16 protein-coding genes are annotated in these 15,721 nt (G+C 60.3%); 13 read left to right on the forward strand and 3 right to left on the reverse strand.

Annotated features, from left to right (window positions below; all coding sequences use genetic code 11):
• Positions 1 to 64 precede the first annotated feature (64 nt).
• A complete protein-coding gene (gene crc / locus AC07RO_RS13025; protein ID WP_065988229.1) occupies positions 65 to 844 on the forward strand; it encodes a catabolite repression control protein Crc in 780 nt (259 codons plus the stop codon).
• An 84-nt stretch (positions 845 to 928) separates the two neighbouring features.
• Here the strand turns inward: crc and AC07RO_RS13030 are convergent, their stop codons facing one another.
• Together AC07RO_RS13030 and rph are read right to left on the reverse strand one after the other, a co-directional pair.
• A complete protein-coding gene (locus AC07RO_RS13030; RefSeq protein WP_495086229.1) occupies positions 929 to 1,297 on the reverse strand; it encodes a DUF4870 domain-containing protein in 369 nt (122 codons plus the stop codon).
• 57 nt (positions 1,298 to 1,354) lie between these two features.
• On the reverse strand, positions 1,355 to 2,077 hold the full coding sequence (gene rph / locus AC07RO_RS13035) for a ribonuclease PH (RefSeq protein WP_122534172.1): 723 nt from the start codon (positions 2,075 to 2,077) through the stop codon (positions 1,355 to 1,357).
• 290 nt (positions 2,078 to 2,367) lie between these two features.
• Here rph and AC07RO_RS13040 point away from each other — a divergent pair, with 290 nt between their 5' ends.
• The 6 genes from AC07RO_RS13040 (at position 2,368) to AC07RO_RS13065 (ending at position 7,627) form a co-directional block, all read left to right on the forward strand.
• On the forward strand, positions 2,368 to 3,231 hold the full coding sequence (locus AC07RO_RS13040; RefSeq protein WP_192171462.1) for a YicC/YloC family endoribonuclease: 864 nt from the start codon (positions 2,368 to 2,370) through the stop codon (positions 3,229 to 3,231).
• Between the two features lie 13 nt (positions 3,232 to 3,244).
• Complete coding sequence (gene gmk / locus AC07RO_RS13045; RefSeq protein ID WP_192171487.1) at positions 3,245 to 3,865, forward strand: guanylate kinase; 621 nt, start codon at positions 3,245 to 3,247, stop codon at positions 3,863 to 3,865.
• A 129-nt stretch (positions 3,866 to 3,994) separates the two neighbouring features.
• Positions 3,995 to 4,258 carry a DNA-directed RNA polymerase subunit omega gene (gene rpoZ / locus AC07RO_RS13050; RefSeq protein WP_025257879.1) on the forward strand — a complete coding sequence of 88 codons (264 nt, stop codon included), beginning with the start codon at positions 3,995 to 3,997 and terminating at the stop codon, positions 4,256 to 4,258.
• 60 nt (positions 4,259 to 4,318) lie between these two features.
• The gene (gene spoT / locus AC07RO_RS13055; RefSeq protein ID WP_463582438.1) at positions 4,319 to 6,427 is read left to right on the forward strand and encodes a bifunctional GTP diphosphokinase/guanosine-3',5'-bis pyrophosphate 3'-pyrophosphohydrolase; all 2,109 of its coding nucleotides are present in this window, start codon (positions 4,319 to 4,321) and stop codon (positions 6,425 to 6,427) included.
• 24 nt (positions 6,428 to 6,451) lie between these two features.
• On the forward strand, positions 6,452 to 6,832 hold the full coding sequence (locus tag AC07RO_RS13060) for a RidA family protein (RefSeq protein WP_495086230.1): 381 nt from the start codon (positions 6,452 to 6,454) through the stop codon (positions 6,830 to 6,832).
• Positions 6,833 to 6,889: 57 nt separating this feature from the next.
• Positions 6,890 to 7,627, forward strand: a complete 738-nt coding sequence (locus tag AC07RO_RS13065) for a hypothetical protein (protein WP_192171464.1) — start codon at positions 6,890 to 6,892, stop codon at positions 7,625 to 7,627.
• A gap of 128 nt (positions 7,628 to 7,755) precedes the next feature.
• Here AC07RO_RS13065 and AC07RO_RS13070 read toward each other — a convergent pair whose 3' ends face one another.
• Positions 7,756 to 8,616 carry an NAD-dependent epimerase/dehydratase family protein gene (locus tag AC07RO_RS13070; RefSeq protein WP_495086231.1) on the reverse strand — a complete coding sequence of 287 codons (861 nt, stop codon included), beginning with the start codon at positions 8,614 to 8,616 and terminating at the stop codon, positions 7,756 to 7,758.
• A 212-nt stretch (positions 8,617 to 8,828) separates the two neighbouring features.
• Between AC07RO_RS13070 and exbB the strand changes: the two genes are divergently transcribed.
• The 6 genes from exbB (at position 8,829) to AC07RO_RS13100 (ending at position 15,556) form a co-directional block, all read left to right on the forward strand.
• Positions 8,829 to 9,806: a tonB-system energizer ExbB gene (exbB, locus tag AC07RO_RS13075; RefSeq protein WP_495008355.1), complete on the forward strand. Its 978-nt coding sequence runs from the start codon at positions 8,829 to 8,831 to the stop codon at positions 9,804 to 9,806.
• Between the two features lie 3 nt (positions 9,807 to 9,809).
• Positions 9,810 to 10,235, forward strand: coding sequence for a TonB system transport protein ExbD (exbD, locus tag AC07RO_RS13080; RefSeq protein WP_133773871.1), 426 nt, complete (start codon positions 9,810 to 9,812; stop codon positions 10,233 to 10,235).
• Entirely contained in the window at positions 10,232 to 10,975 is a 744-nt protein-coding gene (locus tag AC07RO_RS13085; RefSeq protein ID WP_495086232.1) for an energy transducer TonB, read from the forward strand. Before exbD ends, AC07RO_RS13085 begins: the two co-directional genes overlap by 4 nt.
• Before the next feature lie 91 nt (positions 10,976 to 11,066).
• Complete coding sequence (locus tag AC07RO_RS13090; protein ID WP_065988216.1) at positions 11,067 to 11,996, forward strand: hydrogen peroxide-inducible genes activator; 930 nt, start codon at positions 11,067 to 11,069, stop codon at positions 11,994 to 11,996.
• 8 nt (positions 11,997 to 12,004) lie between these two features.
• On the forward strand, positions 12,005 to 14,080 hold the full coding sequence (recG, locus tag AC07RO_RS13095; RefSeq protein ID WP_495086233.1) for an ATP-dependent DNA helicase RecG: 2,076 nt from the start codon (positions 12,005 to 12,007) through the stop codon (positions 14,078 to 14,080).
• 87 nt (positions 14,081 to 14,167) lie between these two features.
• Complete coding sequence (locus AC07RO_RS13100; protein ID WP_192171469.1) at positions 14,168 to 15,556, forward strand: aminoacyl-tRNA deacylase and HDOD domain-containing protein; 1,389 nt, start codon at positions 14,168 to 14,170, stop codon at positions 15,554 to 15,556.
• The last annotated feature ends 165 nt before the right edge of the window (positions 15,557 to 15,721 follow it).

Genomic DNA, 15,721 nt, shown 5'->3' on the forward strand with positions numbered 1-15,721 from the left:
CACGGATTTAGCTAATTAGGTAGAGCTCGGGTATCATACACGCACGTGATTTTTGGGGCCATTTATGCGGATCATCAGTGTGAACGTTAATGGTATTCAGGCTGCAGTCGAGCGTGGTTTGCTCAGTTGGCTGCAAGCCCAGAATGCCGACGTCATCTGCCTTCAGGACACCCGCGCCTCCGCCTTTGAACTGGACGACCCAGCCTTCCAACTGGACGGCTACTTCCTATATGCCTGCGAAGCCGAAGTGCCTGCCCAGGGTGGCGTGGCGCTTTACTCGCGGCTGCAGCCGAAGGCAGTTATCAACGGTCTTGGTTTCGAGACGGCTGACCGTTACGGGCGTTACCTGCAGGCAGATTTCGACAAAGTCAGTATCGCTACCTTGCTGCTTCCTTCCGGGATGAACGGCGATGAAGACTTGAATCAGAAATTCAAGCTCATGGACGATTTCGGCAAGTACCTCGACAAGCAGCGGCGCAAACGTCGCGAGTACATTTACTGTGGCTCGCTGTATGTGGCGCAACAGAAGCTGGACATCAAGAACTGGCGTGACAGCCAGCAATCTCCGGGCTTCCTGGCACCAGAGCGTGCATGGATGGACGAGATCGTTGGCAACATGGGTTACGTCGATGCCCTGCGCGAAGTCAGCCGTGAAGGCGATCAGTACAGCTGGTGGCCGGATAACGAACAGGCCGAGATGCTCAACCTGGGCTGGCGCTTCGATTATCAACTGCTGACCCCGGGCCTGCGTCGTTTCGTACGCAGTGCGCGCCTTCCACGCCAGCCGCGCTTCTCGCAACACGCGCCGCTGATCGTGGATTACGACTGGACGCTCACCATCTGACGTTCAGTTGCTCAAAAAAAAGCCGACGTGAAGTCGGCTTTTGTTTGTCCGCAGATCAGGCATTTGCCCGATCCCCGTGAAGTCTTACTTGATCAACCGCCAGGTAAACGGATAGCGGTAGGCGACGCCGTCATTGACCTTGACGCCCGCGATGATCGTCAGCACCAGCGCGCCGACGCCCACCAGCATCAACGGCGGAAAGCCGATAATCACCACCATCAGCAAAAAACAGATCATCGCGGCGATGGCGACGGTGATCTGAAAATTGAGGGCTTCCTTGCCCTGGGCATCGATGTACGGGTCGACTTCTTTCTTGAGCTGCCAGACGATCAGGGGCCCGAGCAAATTGCCGAACGGGAAGATCAGGCCGAAGAACGCCGCGAAGTGGCACAGCATTGCCCACTGACGGACTTCTTTACTCGGCGCTGGCAACGGCGACTGACTCTCGATCATCATGCTTTCCCTGTTTTGATGTAGTGCTCTGACGTGGTGTTCTGACGTAGAAACCGATCAGTCGGCCAGTGCCGCCTGCTGCAGTTCGAAGATTTCGTTCATGCCTTTTTGAGCCAGTGCCAGCATCGCGTTCAAGTCTTCAGGCTGGAACGGCGCGCCCTCGGCAGTGCCCTGCACTTCGATGAAACCGCCCGCATTGGTCATGACCACGTTGAGGTCGGTCTCGGCCGCAGAGTCTTCAAGATAATCCAGGTCCAGGACCGGCTCGCCCTGATACATGCCCACCGATACGGCTGCGATCATCTGCTTCAGCGGATCGCCACCCTTCAGGCCGCCACGCTTTTTGATCGATTTGAGTGCATCGATCAGCGCAACCATGGAGCCGGTAATCGACGCAGTGCGTGTCCCGCCGTCGGCCTGGATCACGTCGCAGTCGACATACAAGGTGATTTCACCCAGCTTGGACATGTCCAGTGCCGCACGCAGCGAGCGGCCGATCAGGCGCTGGATTTCGAGGGTACGGCCGCCCTGCTTGCCACGGCTGGCTTCGCGCTGGTTACGCTCGCCCGTTGCGCGAGGCAGCATGCCGTACTCAGCCGTCAACCAGCCCTGGCCCTGGCCCTTGAGAAAACGCGGAACGCCGTTTTCAACGCTGACGGTGCAGATCACCTTGGTATCACCGAACTCGACCAGCACAGAACCCTCGGCGTGCTTGGTGTAGTTGCGGGTGATGCGGATCGGGCGAAGCTGATCGGCAGCGCGACCACTTGGACGTTTCATCTGGGATACCTGTACTGGGAGACGGAAAACTGGCCTGCATTATAGAGGTGCAGGCACGGCTTGGGACATCTAATGACACATCGCTCACAACCAACGCCGCTGAAGGGCACTGCCGGACAGCAGGATCACGACGCCGCGCATCGCTTGCGACAATGCCACATTTGGGCGCACACCCTGCACTGAGCTACAATCCTGCGCCTTTATAGCCAGTCGTTTCCCCACGACACTTTGCCGGGGATTCATCCCGGACCGGCTATCCGCAAACGCCTGAATTTATAGAGGTACTTCCCATGGTGCACAGCATGACGGCTTTTGCCCGCGCTGAACGAGCCGGCCCACAAGGCACGCTGAGCTGGGAAATGCGCTCGGTCAATCACCGTTACCTCGAACCCCATTTGCGCCTGCCGGAATCCTTCCGTGACCTCGAAGGCGCTGTACGTGAAGCGCTGCGCCAGGGCCTTTCCCGGGGCAAAATCGAATGCACCCTGCGTTTTACTGAAGAAACCGCAGGCAAACCGCTGCAGGTTGATCGCGAGCGCGCAGGGCAACTGGTCGCGGCTGCGGAGATCGTTGCCAGCCTGATCAAACAACCTGCTGCGCTGAACCCGCTTGAAGTGCTGGCCTGGCCCGGTGTGCTGGTGGCCGACGCTGCCGATCCGCAAGCGCTCAACAATGATGCCCTGGCCTTGTTCAACGAAGCCCTTGAAGAACTCAAGGCCGGGCGCGCCCGCGAAGGCGCCGATCTGGCCAGGCTTCTCGACGAACGGCTTACCGCGATCAAGACTGAAGTCGCGACCTTGCGTACGCTCGTGCCGCAGATGCTCGCCGCCCAGCGCCAGAAGGTGCTCGATCGCTTTGCCGACATGAAGGCCGAGCTCGATCCGCAGCGTCTGGAACAGGAAATGGTCCTGCTGGCGCAAAAAAGCGACGTCGCCGAAGAACTCGACCGCCTGAGCACGCACGTCACCGAGGTTCGCCGCGTGCTCAAAGCCGGCGGACAAGCCGGGCGCCGGCTGGATTTTCTGATGCAAGAGCTCAACCGCGAAGCCAACACCCTGGGCTCCAAAGCCTTTGATCCTCGAAGCACGCAAGCTGCCGTCAACCTCAAAGTGTTGATCGAGCAGATGCGCGAACAAGTGCAGAACATTGAGTAAGGCCACCTCCGACATGACCCACAGCACCGGCACCCTGTACATCATTTCCGCCCCATCGGGCGCGGGCAAGACCAGCCTGGTCAACGCCCTGATCAACGCTCAGCCGCAGATTCGCGTGTCGGTGTCCCACACCACCCGGGCCATGCGTCCGGGCGAAGTCGACGGCGTGAATTACCACTTCGTCGACCGCGCCGAGTTCGTGCGCATGATCGAGCACGGCGACTTTCTCGAACAGGCTGAAGTCTTCGGCAATATGTACGGGACCTCACAAAGCCGGTTGCAGCAGACGCTGGACGAAGGTCATGACCTGATTCTGGAGATCGACTGGCAAGGTGCGGAGCAGGTTCGCAAACTGATGCCCCACGCCCGCTCGATCTTCATTCTGCCGCCGACCCAGCAGGCGCTGCGCCAGCGTTTGACCAACCGGGGCCAGGATAGCGACGAGATCATCGAGGGCCGCATGCGCGAGGCGGTCAGCGAGATGAGTCACTACGCCGAATACGATTACATTGTGATCAACGACGATTTCGCCACGGCGCTCGAAGACCTGAAAGCGATCTTCCGCGCCAATTTGCTGAGCCAGGAGCACCAACAGCAGCGTCATAGTCAGCTGTTGTCGCAACTGTTGGCCTGATCGGTTTTTGCCCGGCAAAACCGGGCTATTGAAATCAGCGCTTCCCTAAACGCTGGTGATTTTTTAGACTGTCGAGTCCGCTCGCCCATTCGGGCACCGCGCATATCGCATTTGCTACGAGGAATACCCATGGCCCGCGTGACCGTTGAAGACTGCCTGGAACATGTAGATAACCGTTTTGAGCTGGTCATGCTCGCCACCAAGCGCTCGCGTCAACTGGCGACCGGTGGCAAAGAGCCAAAGCTGGCATGGGAAAACGACAAGCCTACCGTAGTGGCCCTGCGTGAAATCGCTGCAGGCCTGATGGATTACGCTGTTATCGCAGAAGCCGAAATCGTTGAAGATGAACCACTGTTCGCGGCATTCGAGGACGAGTCCAGCGAGGCCGTCTAAGCCTATGCCTGGTCGACGTAGCAAGGCGCAGGGTCACAGCCTTCGGCAAGGAGATTTATCTTGCCGAGCATAGACGCCCTCGCCGATCGCCTCTCGACCTACCTCGGCGCAGACCAGGTCAATCTGGTCCGCCGGGCGTACTTCTACGCCGAACAAGCCCACGACGGCCAACGCCGTCGCAGCGGCGAAGCCTACGTCACGCATCCGCTGGCGGTGGCCAATATTCTTGCCGACATGCACATGGACCATCAGAGCCTGATGGCCGCCATGCTGCATGACGTGATCGAAGACACCGGCATCGCCAAAGAAGCGCTCTGCGCACAGTTTGGCGAAACGGTGGCCGAATTGGTCGACGGGGTCAGCAAACTGACCCAGATGAACTTCGAGACCAAAGCCGAAGCTCAGGCCGAGAACTTCCAGAAGATGGCGATGGCCATGGCGCGGGACATCCGTGTGATTCTGGTCAAGCTCGCCGACCGCCTGCATAACATGCGCACGCTGGAAGTCCTTTCCGGAGAGAAGCGCCGTCGCATCGCCAAAGAAACCCTCGAAATCTACGCCCCTATCGCCAATCGTCTTGGCATGCACAGCGTGCGCATCGAATTCGAAGACCTGGGTTTCAAGGCGATGTACCCGATGCGCTCTTCGCGCATTGGCCAGGCGGTCAAGCGCGCGCGCGGCAACCGCAAGGAACTGGTCAACAAGATCGAAGAGTCGCTGAGCCACTGCCTCGCCGTTGACGGCATTGAAGGCGAAGTCAGCGGTCGTCAGAAGCACTTGTATGGCATCTACAAAAAGATGCGCGGCAAGCGCCGGGCCTTCAACGAGATCATGGACGTCTACGCCTTCAGGATCATCGTCGACAAGGTCGACACCTGCTATCGCGTGCTCGGCGCTGTGCATAATTTGTACAAGCCGCTGCCCGGCCGCTTCAAGGATTACATCGCGATCCCGAAAGCCAACGGCTATCAATCGCTGCACACCACCCTGTTCGGGATGCACGGCGTGCCCATCGAAATCCAGATTCGTACCCGCGAAATGGAAGAGATGGCCAACAACGGCATCGCCGCGCACTGGCTGTACAAATCATCTGGCGATGAACAGCCGAAAAGCACCCACGCGCGGGCCCGTCAGTGGGTCAAGGGCGTGCTGGAAATGCAGCAGCGTGCGGGTAACTCGCTGGAATTCATCGAAAGCGTGAAGATTGACCTGTTCCCGGACGAGGTCTACGTGTTCACGCCCAAGGGCCGAATCATGGAGCTGCCGAAAGGCTCCACGGCAGTGGACTTCGCATATGCCGTCCACACCGACGTCGGCAACAGCTGCATCGCCTGCCGGATCAATCGCCGGCTGGCGCCGCTGTCCGAACCGCTGCAAAGCGGCTCGACCGTCGAGATTGTGAGTGCGCCAGGAGCACGTCCGAATCCGGCCTGGCTCAACTTTGTCGTGACCGGCAAGGCCCGCACGCACATCCGTCATGCGCTCAAACTGCAGCGCCGATCGGAGTCGATCAATCTCGGCGAACGCCTGCTGAACAAAGTACTCAACGGCTTCGACAGCACGCTGGAAAAGATTCCGGCCGAACGCGTGCGCCTTATCCTTGCCGAGTACCGGGTCGAGGTCATCGAAGACCTGCTCGAAGACATTGGCCTGGGTAACCGCATGGCTTACGTGGTCGCTCGCCGATTGCTGGCCAGTGAAGGCGATCAACTGCCAAACGCAGAAGGTCCACTGGCTATTCGTGGCACCGAAGGCCTCGTCCTCAGCTACGCCAAGTGCTGCACGCCGATTCCAGGCGACCCGATCGTCGGGCATCTGTCCGCGGGCAAAGGCATGGTCGTGCACCTGGACAACTGTCGGAACATCGCGGAAATCCGCCACAACCCCGAGAAGTGCATTCAGCTGTCCTGGGCCAAAGACGTCACCGGCGAATTCAACGTTGAGTTGCGCGTCGAACTGGAACACCAGCGTGGCCTGATCGCCTTGCTTGCCAGCAGCGTCAACGCCGCGGACGGCAACATCGAAAAAATCAGTATGGATGAACGCGATGGTCGCATCAGCGTGGTCCAACTGGTGGTCAGCGTGCACGACCGCGTGCATCTGGCTCGTGTGATCAAGAAACTGCGCGCCCTGGCCGGCGTGATCCGCATCACCCGTATGCGCGCGTAGTCAAACCGCAAACAGGAGTTTTTCATGAGCAAGACCGTCATCTCCAGCGACAAAGCCCCCGCCGCCATCGGCACCTACTCCCAGGCAATCAAGGCGGGCAACACCGTCTACATGTCGGGCCAGATTCCGCTGGACCCGAAGACCATGGAACTGGTCGAAGGCTTTGAAGCACAGACCGTTCAGGTCTTCGAAAACCTGAAGGCGGTGGCCGAAGCGGCAGGCGGTTCGTTCAAGGACATCGTCAAGCTGAATATCTTTCTCACTGACCTGAGCCACTTCGCCAAGGTCAACGAGATCATGGGCAAATATTTCGAACAGCCGTACCCGGCGCGCGCCGCCATTGGCGTGGCTGCGCTGCCGCGTGGCGCTCAAGTCGAAATGGACGCCATTCTGGTCATCGCGTAAATCCCGGTGCGGAGCTCAAGCACGCTCCGCCTCCTCAGAAAAGGAAGGACTCCGCCCATGCGCGTTGCGTTTGCCCTCTCGCTGCTGGTCGCACTGCTCAGCGGCTGCGCCAGCCACTCCGACAAAAGCCCGGACGGCACCTGGATCAACCAGGCGGCCATCGACGCGGCAGCCCAAGGCGGCAACCTGCGTCAGGCGCTGCTGGCCTACGGCCCGAATCTGGAATGGAACATTAACACCAAGGCCGGACAAGCCACTGCTTCAAACGGCTTCGAGCTGAGTGAAGGCAAGATCGCCAGCAATGCCGACGGCAAGCTGCGCGTCGACTTCTACGGCAATGCGTCTGATGAGCTGACCATCAAGGGCGATGAGCTGGTGCAACGCGCCAGCGACACCGGGCCTGAGCAGCATTTCCGCTCGCCGAAAGAAGCCCCACCGGCCGGCGCGCAACCCGGCACCAGCTTTGAGCGCGCGCTCTACACCGCCTACCTTGGCGGCAAGTGGACCATCGTCAATGGCGACGGTCAGGGCAGCACGGTTGAATTCCTGCCAGACGGCAGCGTCAGTGGCCTGCCTGGTAATGATCGCTACGCACTGTGCCTCGCCGGCGACTGCGCGGCCATGAGCGGTGAATACGACAGCATGTGGCTGGAGAAGAACGAGCGCGGTAACCCGTGGATTTTCGTTCGCAACGGCAAACAGCTGGAGTTGTTCCAGGCCGTAAATAACGCCCAGGCAACCGAAATGCCGGACCTTCGCCCGGGCGAGAAACGCTGGGTGCTTGAGAAGAACTGACTATCGCATACGCAGGGTAGGACCGGCTTCAGCCGGGAAGAGGCCAGTCCATACAACCTCAATTTTCCGGTTGTTAACCTGACGCCTTCCCGGCTAAAGCCGGTCCTACCAATCGGCGCCAAAGCGAGCTAGTTCGGCTGTTCTGCCAGCATCGCCTCATACCCTTCTTTATAAGTCGCATAACGCGGCGTCCAGCCCAGCGCTTTGGCGCGGGCGTTGCTGCAGCGCTTGCTGCCGGCGCGGCGCACGTTGTGCTCATCCGACCACTCTGTGACGCCCAGACGCTGACGCATCCAGTCGACCACTTCGGCCAGCGGCGCGGGCGCATCGTCGACGCCGATATAACAGTCTTCCAGCGCTACATCGTCTGCAGCCGCACGCAGCAAAAACGCCAGCAGCCCGGCCGCGTCATCAGCATGAATACGGTTCCCATACAGGGGCGGATCAGTTGCAACACTGTAGCCCTGACGTACACGGTTCATCAGATCACTGCGTCCCGGGCCGTAAATCCCGGTCAGCCTGACGATGGTAGCTGGCACACCGCTGTCCAACGCCACTTGTTCAGCTTCGCGCATGACCTGGCCTGAGTACCCGGTCGCTTCGACAGGCGACGTTTCATCAACCCACTCGCCGTGCTGCTGGCCATAGACGCTGCTGCTGGACACGAACAATATCCGCTTCGGCCTCTGTCCGCTGCGCTCGCTCCAGCCCAGCACGTGCCGAAGGCCTTCGACATAAGCCGCGCGATAACCCGCCTCATCCCGGTCAGTAGGTGTGGCGCAGTAGACCAGGTAATCCAGTCGCCCTTCCGGCCAGTGAGCGGGAATGCGGGGGTCGAAAAGATCGCCGCTGACGCCTAGCACGCCGTTGGGCAGTTTCTCTACCGAGCGGCGCAGGCCGTACACGGTCCAGTCATCGGGCATAAGTTGGGAGGCCAGTCGGCTCCCGATATCGCCACATCCAGCAATCAAAACGGATGGCGCTGACATGTCCAATCTCCACATCACTTGTTGAATTTAAGCCTGTAAAGCGGGCTGCAAAACCGACCATTGGGACGCATTCTCATGAAAAAAGAGACGCTCTTACTTTTGTTAACAAGAATTACTTGCAATAATGACGGTCCTTTGTTCTCCTCCGCTCGCCTCGCGCCAGCGTGACGCTCTCAGAACGAACACCTATCTTCATATCAGGTCGGGCCAGCATGACATCTATTCAAACCCCCGCTTCGTCCATTGCCAACCGAGGTCTGCCACGCGCAGGACGCGCCATTGCCGCGCTGCTGTTCAGCCTGATGTTGACGCCCATAGCGCTCGCCGACTCCAACGCTCCCGTACAAAAGCCCGCCGTACAGGCCGAGGCGCCAACCGCCACTCCGGTTGACCCTGCGACAACGCCAGGCGTTCAAGAACTGACCCCGGCATCTGCTCCGGTTGAGTCGCTTGATGCTGCTGCGGAAGATAACAGCCTGGGCATGTCCCACGACCTCTCGCCCTGGGGTATGTACAAGAACGCGGACATCATCGTCAAAGCCGTGATGATCGGTCTGGCCATTGCATCGGTGATTACCTGGACCATCTGGATCGCCAAGGGCTTCGAACTGCTGGGCGCCAAGCGTCGTCTGCGGAGCGAAATCGCTGCGCTGAAACGCGCACGCAACCTGGACGAAGCCAGCGCAGGGTCGAAGAAAGAAGGCACCCTTTCCCATTTGCTGGTGCACGACGCACTGGAAGAGATGCGCCTGTCGGTTAACACCCGCGAACGGGAAGGCATCAAGGAGCGCGTCGCTTTCCGCCTTGAACGGCTGGTCGCTGCTTGCGGCCGCAACATGAGCATGGGCACCGGCGTGTTGGCCACCATCGGCTCGACTGCGCCGTTTGTGGGCCTGTTTGGCACCGTATGGGGGATCATGAACAGCTTTATCGGCATCGCCAAAACCCAGACCACCAACCTGGCTGTTGTGGCGCCGGGCATCGCCGAGGCCTTGCTGGCCACCGCACTGGGTCTGGTTGCCGCGATTCCTGCCGTCGTCATCTACAACGTCTTCGCCCGCTCCATTGCCGGCTACAAGGCGCAAGTGTCCGACGCTTCGGCGCAGGTTCTATTGCTGGTCAGTCGCGATCTGGATCACCAGCCTGCGGTCGAGCGCAGCCAATCGCCGCACATGGTAAAGATGGGGTAAACCATGGGCCTGCATTTGAAGGAAGGCGACGACGAGCTCGCCGAGAACCACGAAATCAACGTGACGCCGTTCATCGACGTCATGCTGGTCCTGCTGATCATCTTCATGGTTGCCGCCCCGCTGGCAACCGTAGACATCAAAGTTGACCTGCCTGCCTCTACCGCCAAGCCGGTGCCTCGACCCGAGAAGCCGATTTTCCTGAGCGTGAAAGCCGACCAGAGCCTGTACCTGGGCGATGAAAAAGTGGCCCGCGAGCAGATCGGTCAGGTGCTGGATGCCAAGACCAAGGGCAAGAAAGACACCACGATCTTCTTCCAGGCCGACAAGGGCGTCGACTACGGCGACCTGATGGACGTCATGAACGCCCTGCGCGGCGCTGGCTACTTGAAGGTGGGCCTGGTGGGTCTCGAGACGGTCGGCAAGAAATGATCAATACGCGCCAAAAGCTGACGCGCTATAGCGGTAGTCTGTTGTTGGTGCTGGCGGTCCATGCCGTGGCGATTGTCGTCGCATTGCGCTGGCCCTCCTCGCAGGCCATCGAGCTGCCGCCGGCCGCGATGATGGTCGAGCTGGCGCCTGCTCCCGAGCCCGCCCCGCCGCCACCGCCAAAAGTCGTGCAACCGCCGCAGCCGCCTGCGCCTGAAGAACAACTGCCGATTCCGCCAGTCGCCGAAGCGCCCAAGGCCGAGATCGCCGTACCCAAGCCGGTCAAGCCCAAGCCCAAACCACAGCTGCCAAAACCTGTGAAAAAGGTCGAGCCGCCGAAGGAAGAAAAGCCAGCCGACGACAAGCCGCTGGACGCCCCGCCGTCCAACGCCAAGCCGGAGAAGTCAGCGTCGCCGCAACCTGCTCCGCCCACGCCGCCAAGCAATGCATTACCTACTTGGCAGGGTGAATTGCTGAGTCACCTGAGCAAGTTCAAGCGGTACCCGGAAGATGCTCGACGTCGGGGCATGCAGGGCACCAGTCGTCTGCGCTTCGTGGTCGATGGCGAAGGCCGCGTGTTGTCCTATGAACTGGCCGGAGGCTCGGGCAGCGCATCACTGGATCGAGCGACGCTGGAAATGATCCGCCGCGCGCAGCCATTGCCCAAGCCGCCGCCGGAATTGCTGAAGAACGGGTCGCTGGAAGTGGTCGCTCCCTTCGTTTATTCCCTGGATAAACGCTGAAACCAGAATTTTGTCAGCCGCGACGGGTTGATAACGTGCGTCTATCGATTGCACCCGCTATGCTGGGGCCGCAACTTCATGGACGCACGTTATGACCCTCACAGAATTGCGCTACATCGTTACCCTCGCTCAAGAGCAGCATTTCGGCCATGCCGCTGAACGCTGTCACGTCAGCCAGCCGACCTTGTCGGTCGGCGTCAAGAAGCTGGAAGATGAACTCGGTGTGCTGATTTTCGAGCGCAGCAAGAGTGCCGTACGTCTGACCCCGGTTGGCGAGGGCATCGTGGCTCAGGCGCAGAAGGTCCTCGAGCAGGCCCAGGGCATTCGTGAACTGGCCCAGACCGGCAAGAACCAGCTGACCGCGCCGCTTAAAGTCGGCGCGATCTACACCGTCGGCCCATATCTTTTTCCTCACCTGATTCCCCAACTGCACCGGGTCGCCCCGCAGATGCCGTTGTACATTGAGGAAAACTTCACTCACGTGCTGCGCGACAAGCTGCGCAATGGCGAGCTCGACGCGATCATCATCGCCCTGCCGTTCAACGAGGCTGATGTCCTGACGCTGTCACTGTACGACGAGCCGTTCTACGTACTGATGCCTGCCGATCATCCATGGACCCAGAAAAAGACCATTGATGCCTCGGCACTGAACGACAAGAGCCTGCTGTTGCTGGGCGAAGGTCATTGCTTCCGCGATCAGGTGCTCGAAGCCTGTCCGACGCTGGTCAAGGGCGGCGATGCTGCCAAGCACACCACGGTGGAGTCCAGCTCGCTGGAAACCATTCGGCACATGGTCGCTTCAGGACTGGGTATTTCCATCCTGCCGATGTCCGCTGTCGACAGCCACCACTACGCACCCGGCGTGATCGAAGTCCGTCCGCTGTCGCCGCCGGTGCCATTCCGCACTGTGGCAATCGCCTGGCGTGCCAGCTTCCCGCGTCCGAAAGCCATCGAAATCCTCGCTGACTCGATTCGTCTGTGTTCCGTCGCTCGTCCTAAAGCCCAGGCTGAAGCGAGTTAAGGGACGGTATGACGGAGCTGTCTCATGTCTCGGTCACGGCGCTAAAAGGCGTCGGTGAGGCAATGGCTGAAAAGCTGGCGAAAGTCGGTCTTGAGAACATTCAAGACGTGCTGTTTCACCTGCCGTTGCGTTATCAGGACAGGACTCGCGTCGTGCCCATCGGCGAATTGCGCCCGGGCCAGGACGCGGTGGTCGAGGGCGTGGTCAGCGGCGCCGACGTGGTGATGGGCAAGCGCCGCAGTTTGCTGGTCAGGATCGGCGACGGCACCGGCGTGTTGAGCCTGCGCTTTTACCACTTCAGCAACGCGCAGAAGGACGGCCTCAAGCGCGGTACCCATGTGCGCTGTTACGGCGAAGCCCGGCCCGGCGCTTCGGGGCTTGAGATCTATCACCCTGAATACCGCGCGATCACCGGCGATGAGCCTGTGGCTGTCGAGCAGACGCTGACACCGATCTATCCCACGACCGAAGGCCTCACCCAGCAGCGCCTGCGGCAATTGTGTCAGCAGAGCCTGTCGATGCTCGGCCCGAAAAGCCTGCCTGACTGGCTGCCGGACGAGCTGGCACGCGACTATCAACTCGCGCCCCTGGCTGAGGCCATTCATTACCTGCACAACCCGCCTGCCGATGCTGACGTCGAAGAGCTCGCGCTGGGCCATCACTGGGCGCAGCACCGACTGGCATTTGAAGAGTTGCTGACACACCAGCTTTCCCAGCAACGCCTGCGTGAAAGCCTGCGCTCGCAACGCGCGCCTGCATTGCCCCCGGCGAAACGCCTGCCGAAGCAATTCCTCGCCAACCTCGGATTCCCGCCCACAGGTGCGCAGCAGCGCGTCGGCAATGAGATCGCCTACGACCTCAGTCAGCAGGAACCGATGCTGCGGCTGATTCAGGGCGACGTAGGCGCTGGCAAAACGGTCGTTGCAGCACTCGCGGCGTTGCAGGCGCTGGAGGCTGGCTATCAGGTTGCACTGATGGCGCCCACGGAGATTCTTGCCGAACAGCATTTCATCAATTTCACCCGCTGGCTGGAGCCTCTCGGCATAGAGACGGCCTGGCTCGCGGGCAAACTCAAGGGCAAGGCGCGGGCGGCATCCCTGGCGCAGATTGCCGGCGGCACACCGATGGTGATCGGCACCCACGCGCTGTTCCAGGACGAAGTGCAGTTCAGGAATCTCGCGCTGGTCATCATCGACGAACAGCACCGTTTCGGTGTTCAGCAACGTCTGGCCCTACGCAAGAAAGGCGTCGGAGGCTTGATGTGCCCACACCAATTGATCATGACCGCCACCCCCATTCCACGCACGCTGGCGATGAGCGCCTACGCCGACCTCGACACGTCGATCCTCGACGAACTGCCACCCGGGCGTACGCCGGTGAACACCGTGCTGGTGGTCGACAGCCGACGGATCGAAGTCGTCGAGCGTGTACGCAATGCGTGCGCCGAAGGCCGGCAGGCGTACTGGGTGTGCACACTGATCGAGGAGTCCGAGGAGCTGACATGCCAGGCCGCTGAAACCACGTTCGAGGAACTGACCAGCGCGCTGGGCGAGCTCAAGGTCGGCTTGATTCACGGGCGCATGAAGCCCGCCGAAAAAGCCGCCGTCATGGCCGAATTCAAGCAGGGCAATCTGAATCTGCTGATTGCAACGACGGTGATCGAGGTCGGCGTGGACGTTCCCAATGCCAGCCTGATGATCATCGAAAACCCGGAACGCCTGGGCCTGGCGCAGCTGCATCAATTGCGCGGTCGGGTCGGCCGGGGCAGCGCGGCCAGCCATTGCGTGCTGCTGTACCACCCGCCACTTTCGCAGATCGGTCGTCAGCGGCTGGGCATCATGCGTGAAACCAACGACGGCTTCGTCATCGCTGAAAAAGATCTGGAGCTGCGTGGGCCAGGCGAGATGCTCGGCACGCGTCAGACAGGGCTGCTGCAGTTCAAGGTTGCTGACCTGATGCGCGATGCAGATTTGCTGCCTGCGGTCAGGGACGCGGCCCAGGCACTGCTTGAACGCTGGCCGCACCATGTCAGTCCCCTGCTGGAACGCTGGTTGCGCCATGGCCAGCAATACGGGCAAGTGTGAAGCAGTCAACGCAATAACAGGGTGTCTCACCTCTATAACAACTAAGCTGGTTATACTTCAGCGATTGTAGGAATCTGGATACAGGCCATGACAGAAGTTGCCCACATCGACACAAGCCCACACTGCCCTTCTGTCATTCGGCAGTTGCTGGGCAAACTCAACTTCCGTGAAGTAACTGACGATGAGTCTCTGCCGCCTGCCCAGAAGGTTCAGGCCATTCTGGTCGATGACTCCGTTGGCGCGCTGTTTATCCTGTTTCCGCAAAACCAATTGCTGGACCTCAACCGCATCACCGAGTTGACAGGCCGCAAATTGAAAGCGGTTCCGAAAGAGTCGCTTGAGCTCATGCTGCAAAAACACAAGCTCGGCACGTTGCCCGGCCTGCCTGCACTGACCAGCTCGCCTTGTCTGTATGAGGAGCGAATTCTGTCTGGCCCTGCCGTGCTGATCGACTCCGGCGAGCCGGGCCTCTTGCTGGAAATCAGCAGCGAGGATTTCAAAACGCTGTTGACCAAGGCAAGCGCTGCCCGCTTTGGCGAACCGGTGACGTCGGTCACCCCTAACCTCACGCGTCCCGATGACGACCGCGAGGAGATCACCAAAGCCGTTCAGAACTTCACCGCCCGACGCATTCAGCAGCGCCTGGAGTCCACGGTGGAAATCCCGCCGCTGGCCGACACGGCGCAGAAGATTATCAAGCTGCGTGTCGACCCGGACGCGACCATCGACGACATCACCGGCGTAGTCGAAACCGATCCGGCATTGGCGGCACAGGTGGTGAGCTGGGCGGCCTCTCCGTATTACGGTTCGGCCGGCAAAATCCGTTCGGTGGAAGACGCCATCGTTCGCGTGCTGGGTTTTGATCTGGTGATCAATCTGGCGCTCGGTCTGGCGCTGGGCAAAACCCTGGCGTTGCCCAAGGATCATCCGCAGCAGGCGACGCCTTACTGGCAGCAGTCGATCTACACGGCTGCGATCATCGAAGGCCTGACCCGCGCGATGCCCCGTGCCGAGCGCCCGGAAAGTGGCCTGACCTACCTCGCCGGTTTGTTGCACAACTTCGGTTATCTGCTGCTGGCGCATGTGTTTCCGCCGCACTTTTCGCTGATCTGCCGCCAGATCGAAGTCAATCCGCACCTGCATCACAGCTACGTCGAACAGCATCTGCTGGGCATCAGCCGCGAGCAGATCGGCTCCTGGCTGATGCGCAACTGGGACATGCCGGAGGAGCTGGTCATCGCCCTGCGCTTTCAGCACGACCCGCACTACGCAGGTGAGCATCACAAGTATGCAAACCTGGTATGCCTGGCGGTGAGGCTGCTGCGCAAGGAAGGCATCGGCTCCGGCCCTCTGGAAAGCATTCCGGACGAGCTGCTCGAGCGTCTGAAGCTCTCTCGCGAGAAAGCCCAGGACGTCGTGAAGAAAGTGCTGGAGGCCGAAGTGCTGTTGCGCGAACTGGCCTCGCAGTTCAGCTGATTTCCAAATGCCCGCTTGCAGCCTGAGAGTTAGCTGCGCTTTTTGTTGGGAAGAGGTTGCTCACGAAGATCTGTGGGCATTCAATTGTCTGTGGTGACTCAGCATCAGTCTTCGCGAGCAAGCTCGCTCCCACGGGCTCGGGGTCGACTCAACATCTCAGGCACG

The organism is Pseudomonas sp. GW821-FHT07F05, from assembly GCF_059418765.1.

Coding starts and splice junctions, on each gene's coding strand:
- crc (WP_065988229.1), top strand. CDS start 65: ATGCGGATCATCAGTGTGAACGTTAATGGTATTCAGGCTGCAGTCGAG.
- AC07RO_RS13030 (WP_495086229.1), bottom strand. CDS start 1,297: ATGATCGAGAGTCAGTCGCCGTTGCCAGCGCCGAGTAAAGAAGTCCGT.
- rph (WP_122534172.1), bottom strand. CDS start 2,077: ATGAAACGTCCAAGTGGTCGCGCTGCCGATCAGCTTCGCCCGATCCGC.
- AC07RO_RS13040 (WP_192171462.1), top strand. CDS start 2,368: ATGGTGCACAGCATGACGGCTTTTGCCCGCGCTGAACGAGCCGGCCCA.
- gmk (WP_192171487.1), top strand. CDS start 3,245: ATGACCCACAGCACCGGCACCCTGTACATCATTTCCGCCCCATCGGGC.
- rpoZ (WP_025257879.1), top strand. CDS start 3,995: ATGGCCCGCGTGACCGTTGAAGACTGCCTGGAACATGTAGATAACCGT.
- AC07RO_RS13060 (WP_495086230.1), top strand. CDS start 6,452: ATGAGCAAGACCGTCATCTCCAGCGACAAAGCCCCCGCCGCCATCGGC.
- AC07RO_RS13065 (WP_192171464.1), top strand. CDS start 6,890: ATGCGCGTTGCGTTTGCCCTCTCGCTGCTGGTCGCACTGCTCAGCGGC.
- AC07RO_RS13070 (WP_495086231.1), bottom strand. CDS start 8,616: ATGTCAGCGCCATCCGTTTTGATTGCTGGATGTGGCGATATCGGGAGC.
- exbB (WP_495008355.1), top strand. CDS start 8,829: ATGACATCTATTCAAACCCCCGCTTCGTCCATTGCCAACCGAGGTCTG.
- exbD (WP_133773871.1), top strand. CDS start 9,810: ATGGGCCTGCATTTGAAGGAAGGCGACGACGAGCTCGCCGAGAACCAC.
- AC07RO_RS13085 (WP_495086232.1), top strand. CDS start 10,232: ATGATCAATACGCGCCAAAAGCTGACGCGCTATAGCGGTAGTCTGTTG.
- AC07RO_RS13090 (WP_065988216.1), top strand. CDS start 11,067: ATGACCCTCACAGAATTGCGCTACATCGTTACCCTCGCTCAAGAGCAG.
- recG (WP_495086233.1), top strand. CDS start 12,005: ATGACGGAGCTGTCTCATGTCTCGGTCACGGCGCTAAAAGGCGTCGGT.
- AC07RO_RS13100 (WP_192171469.1), top strand. CDS start 14,168: ATGACAGAAGTTGCCCACATCGACACAAGCCCACACTGCCCTTCTGTC.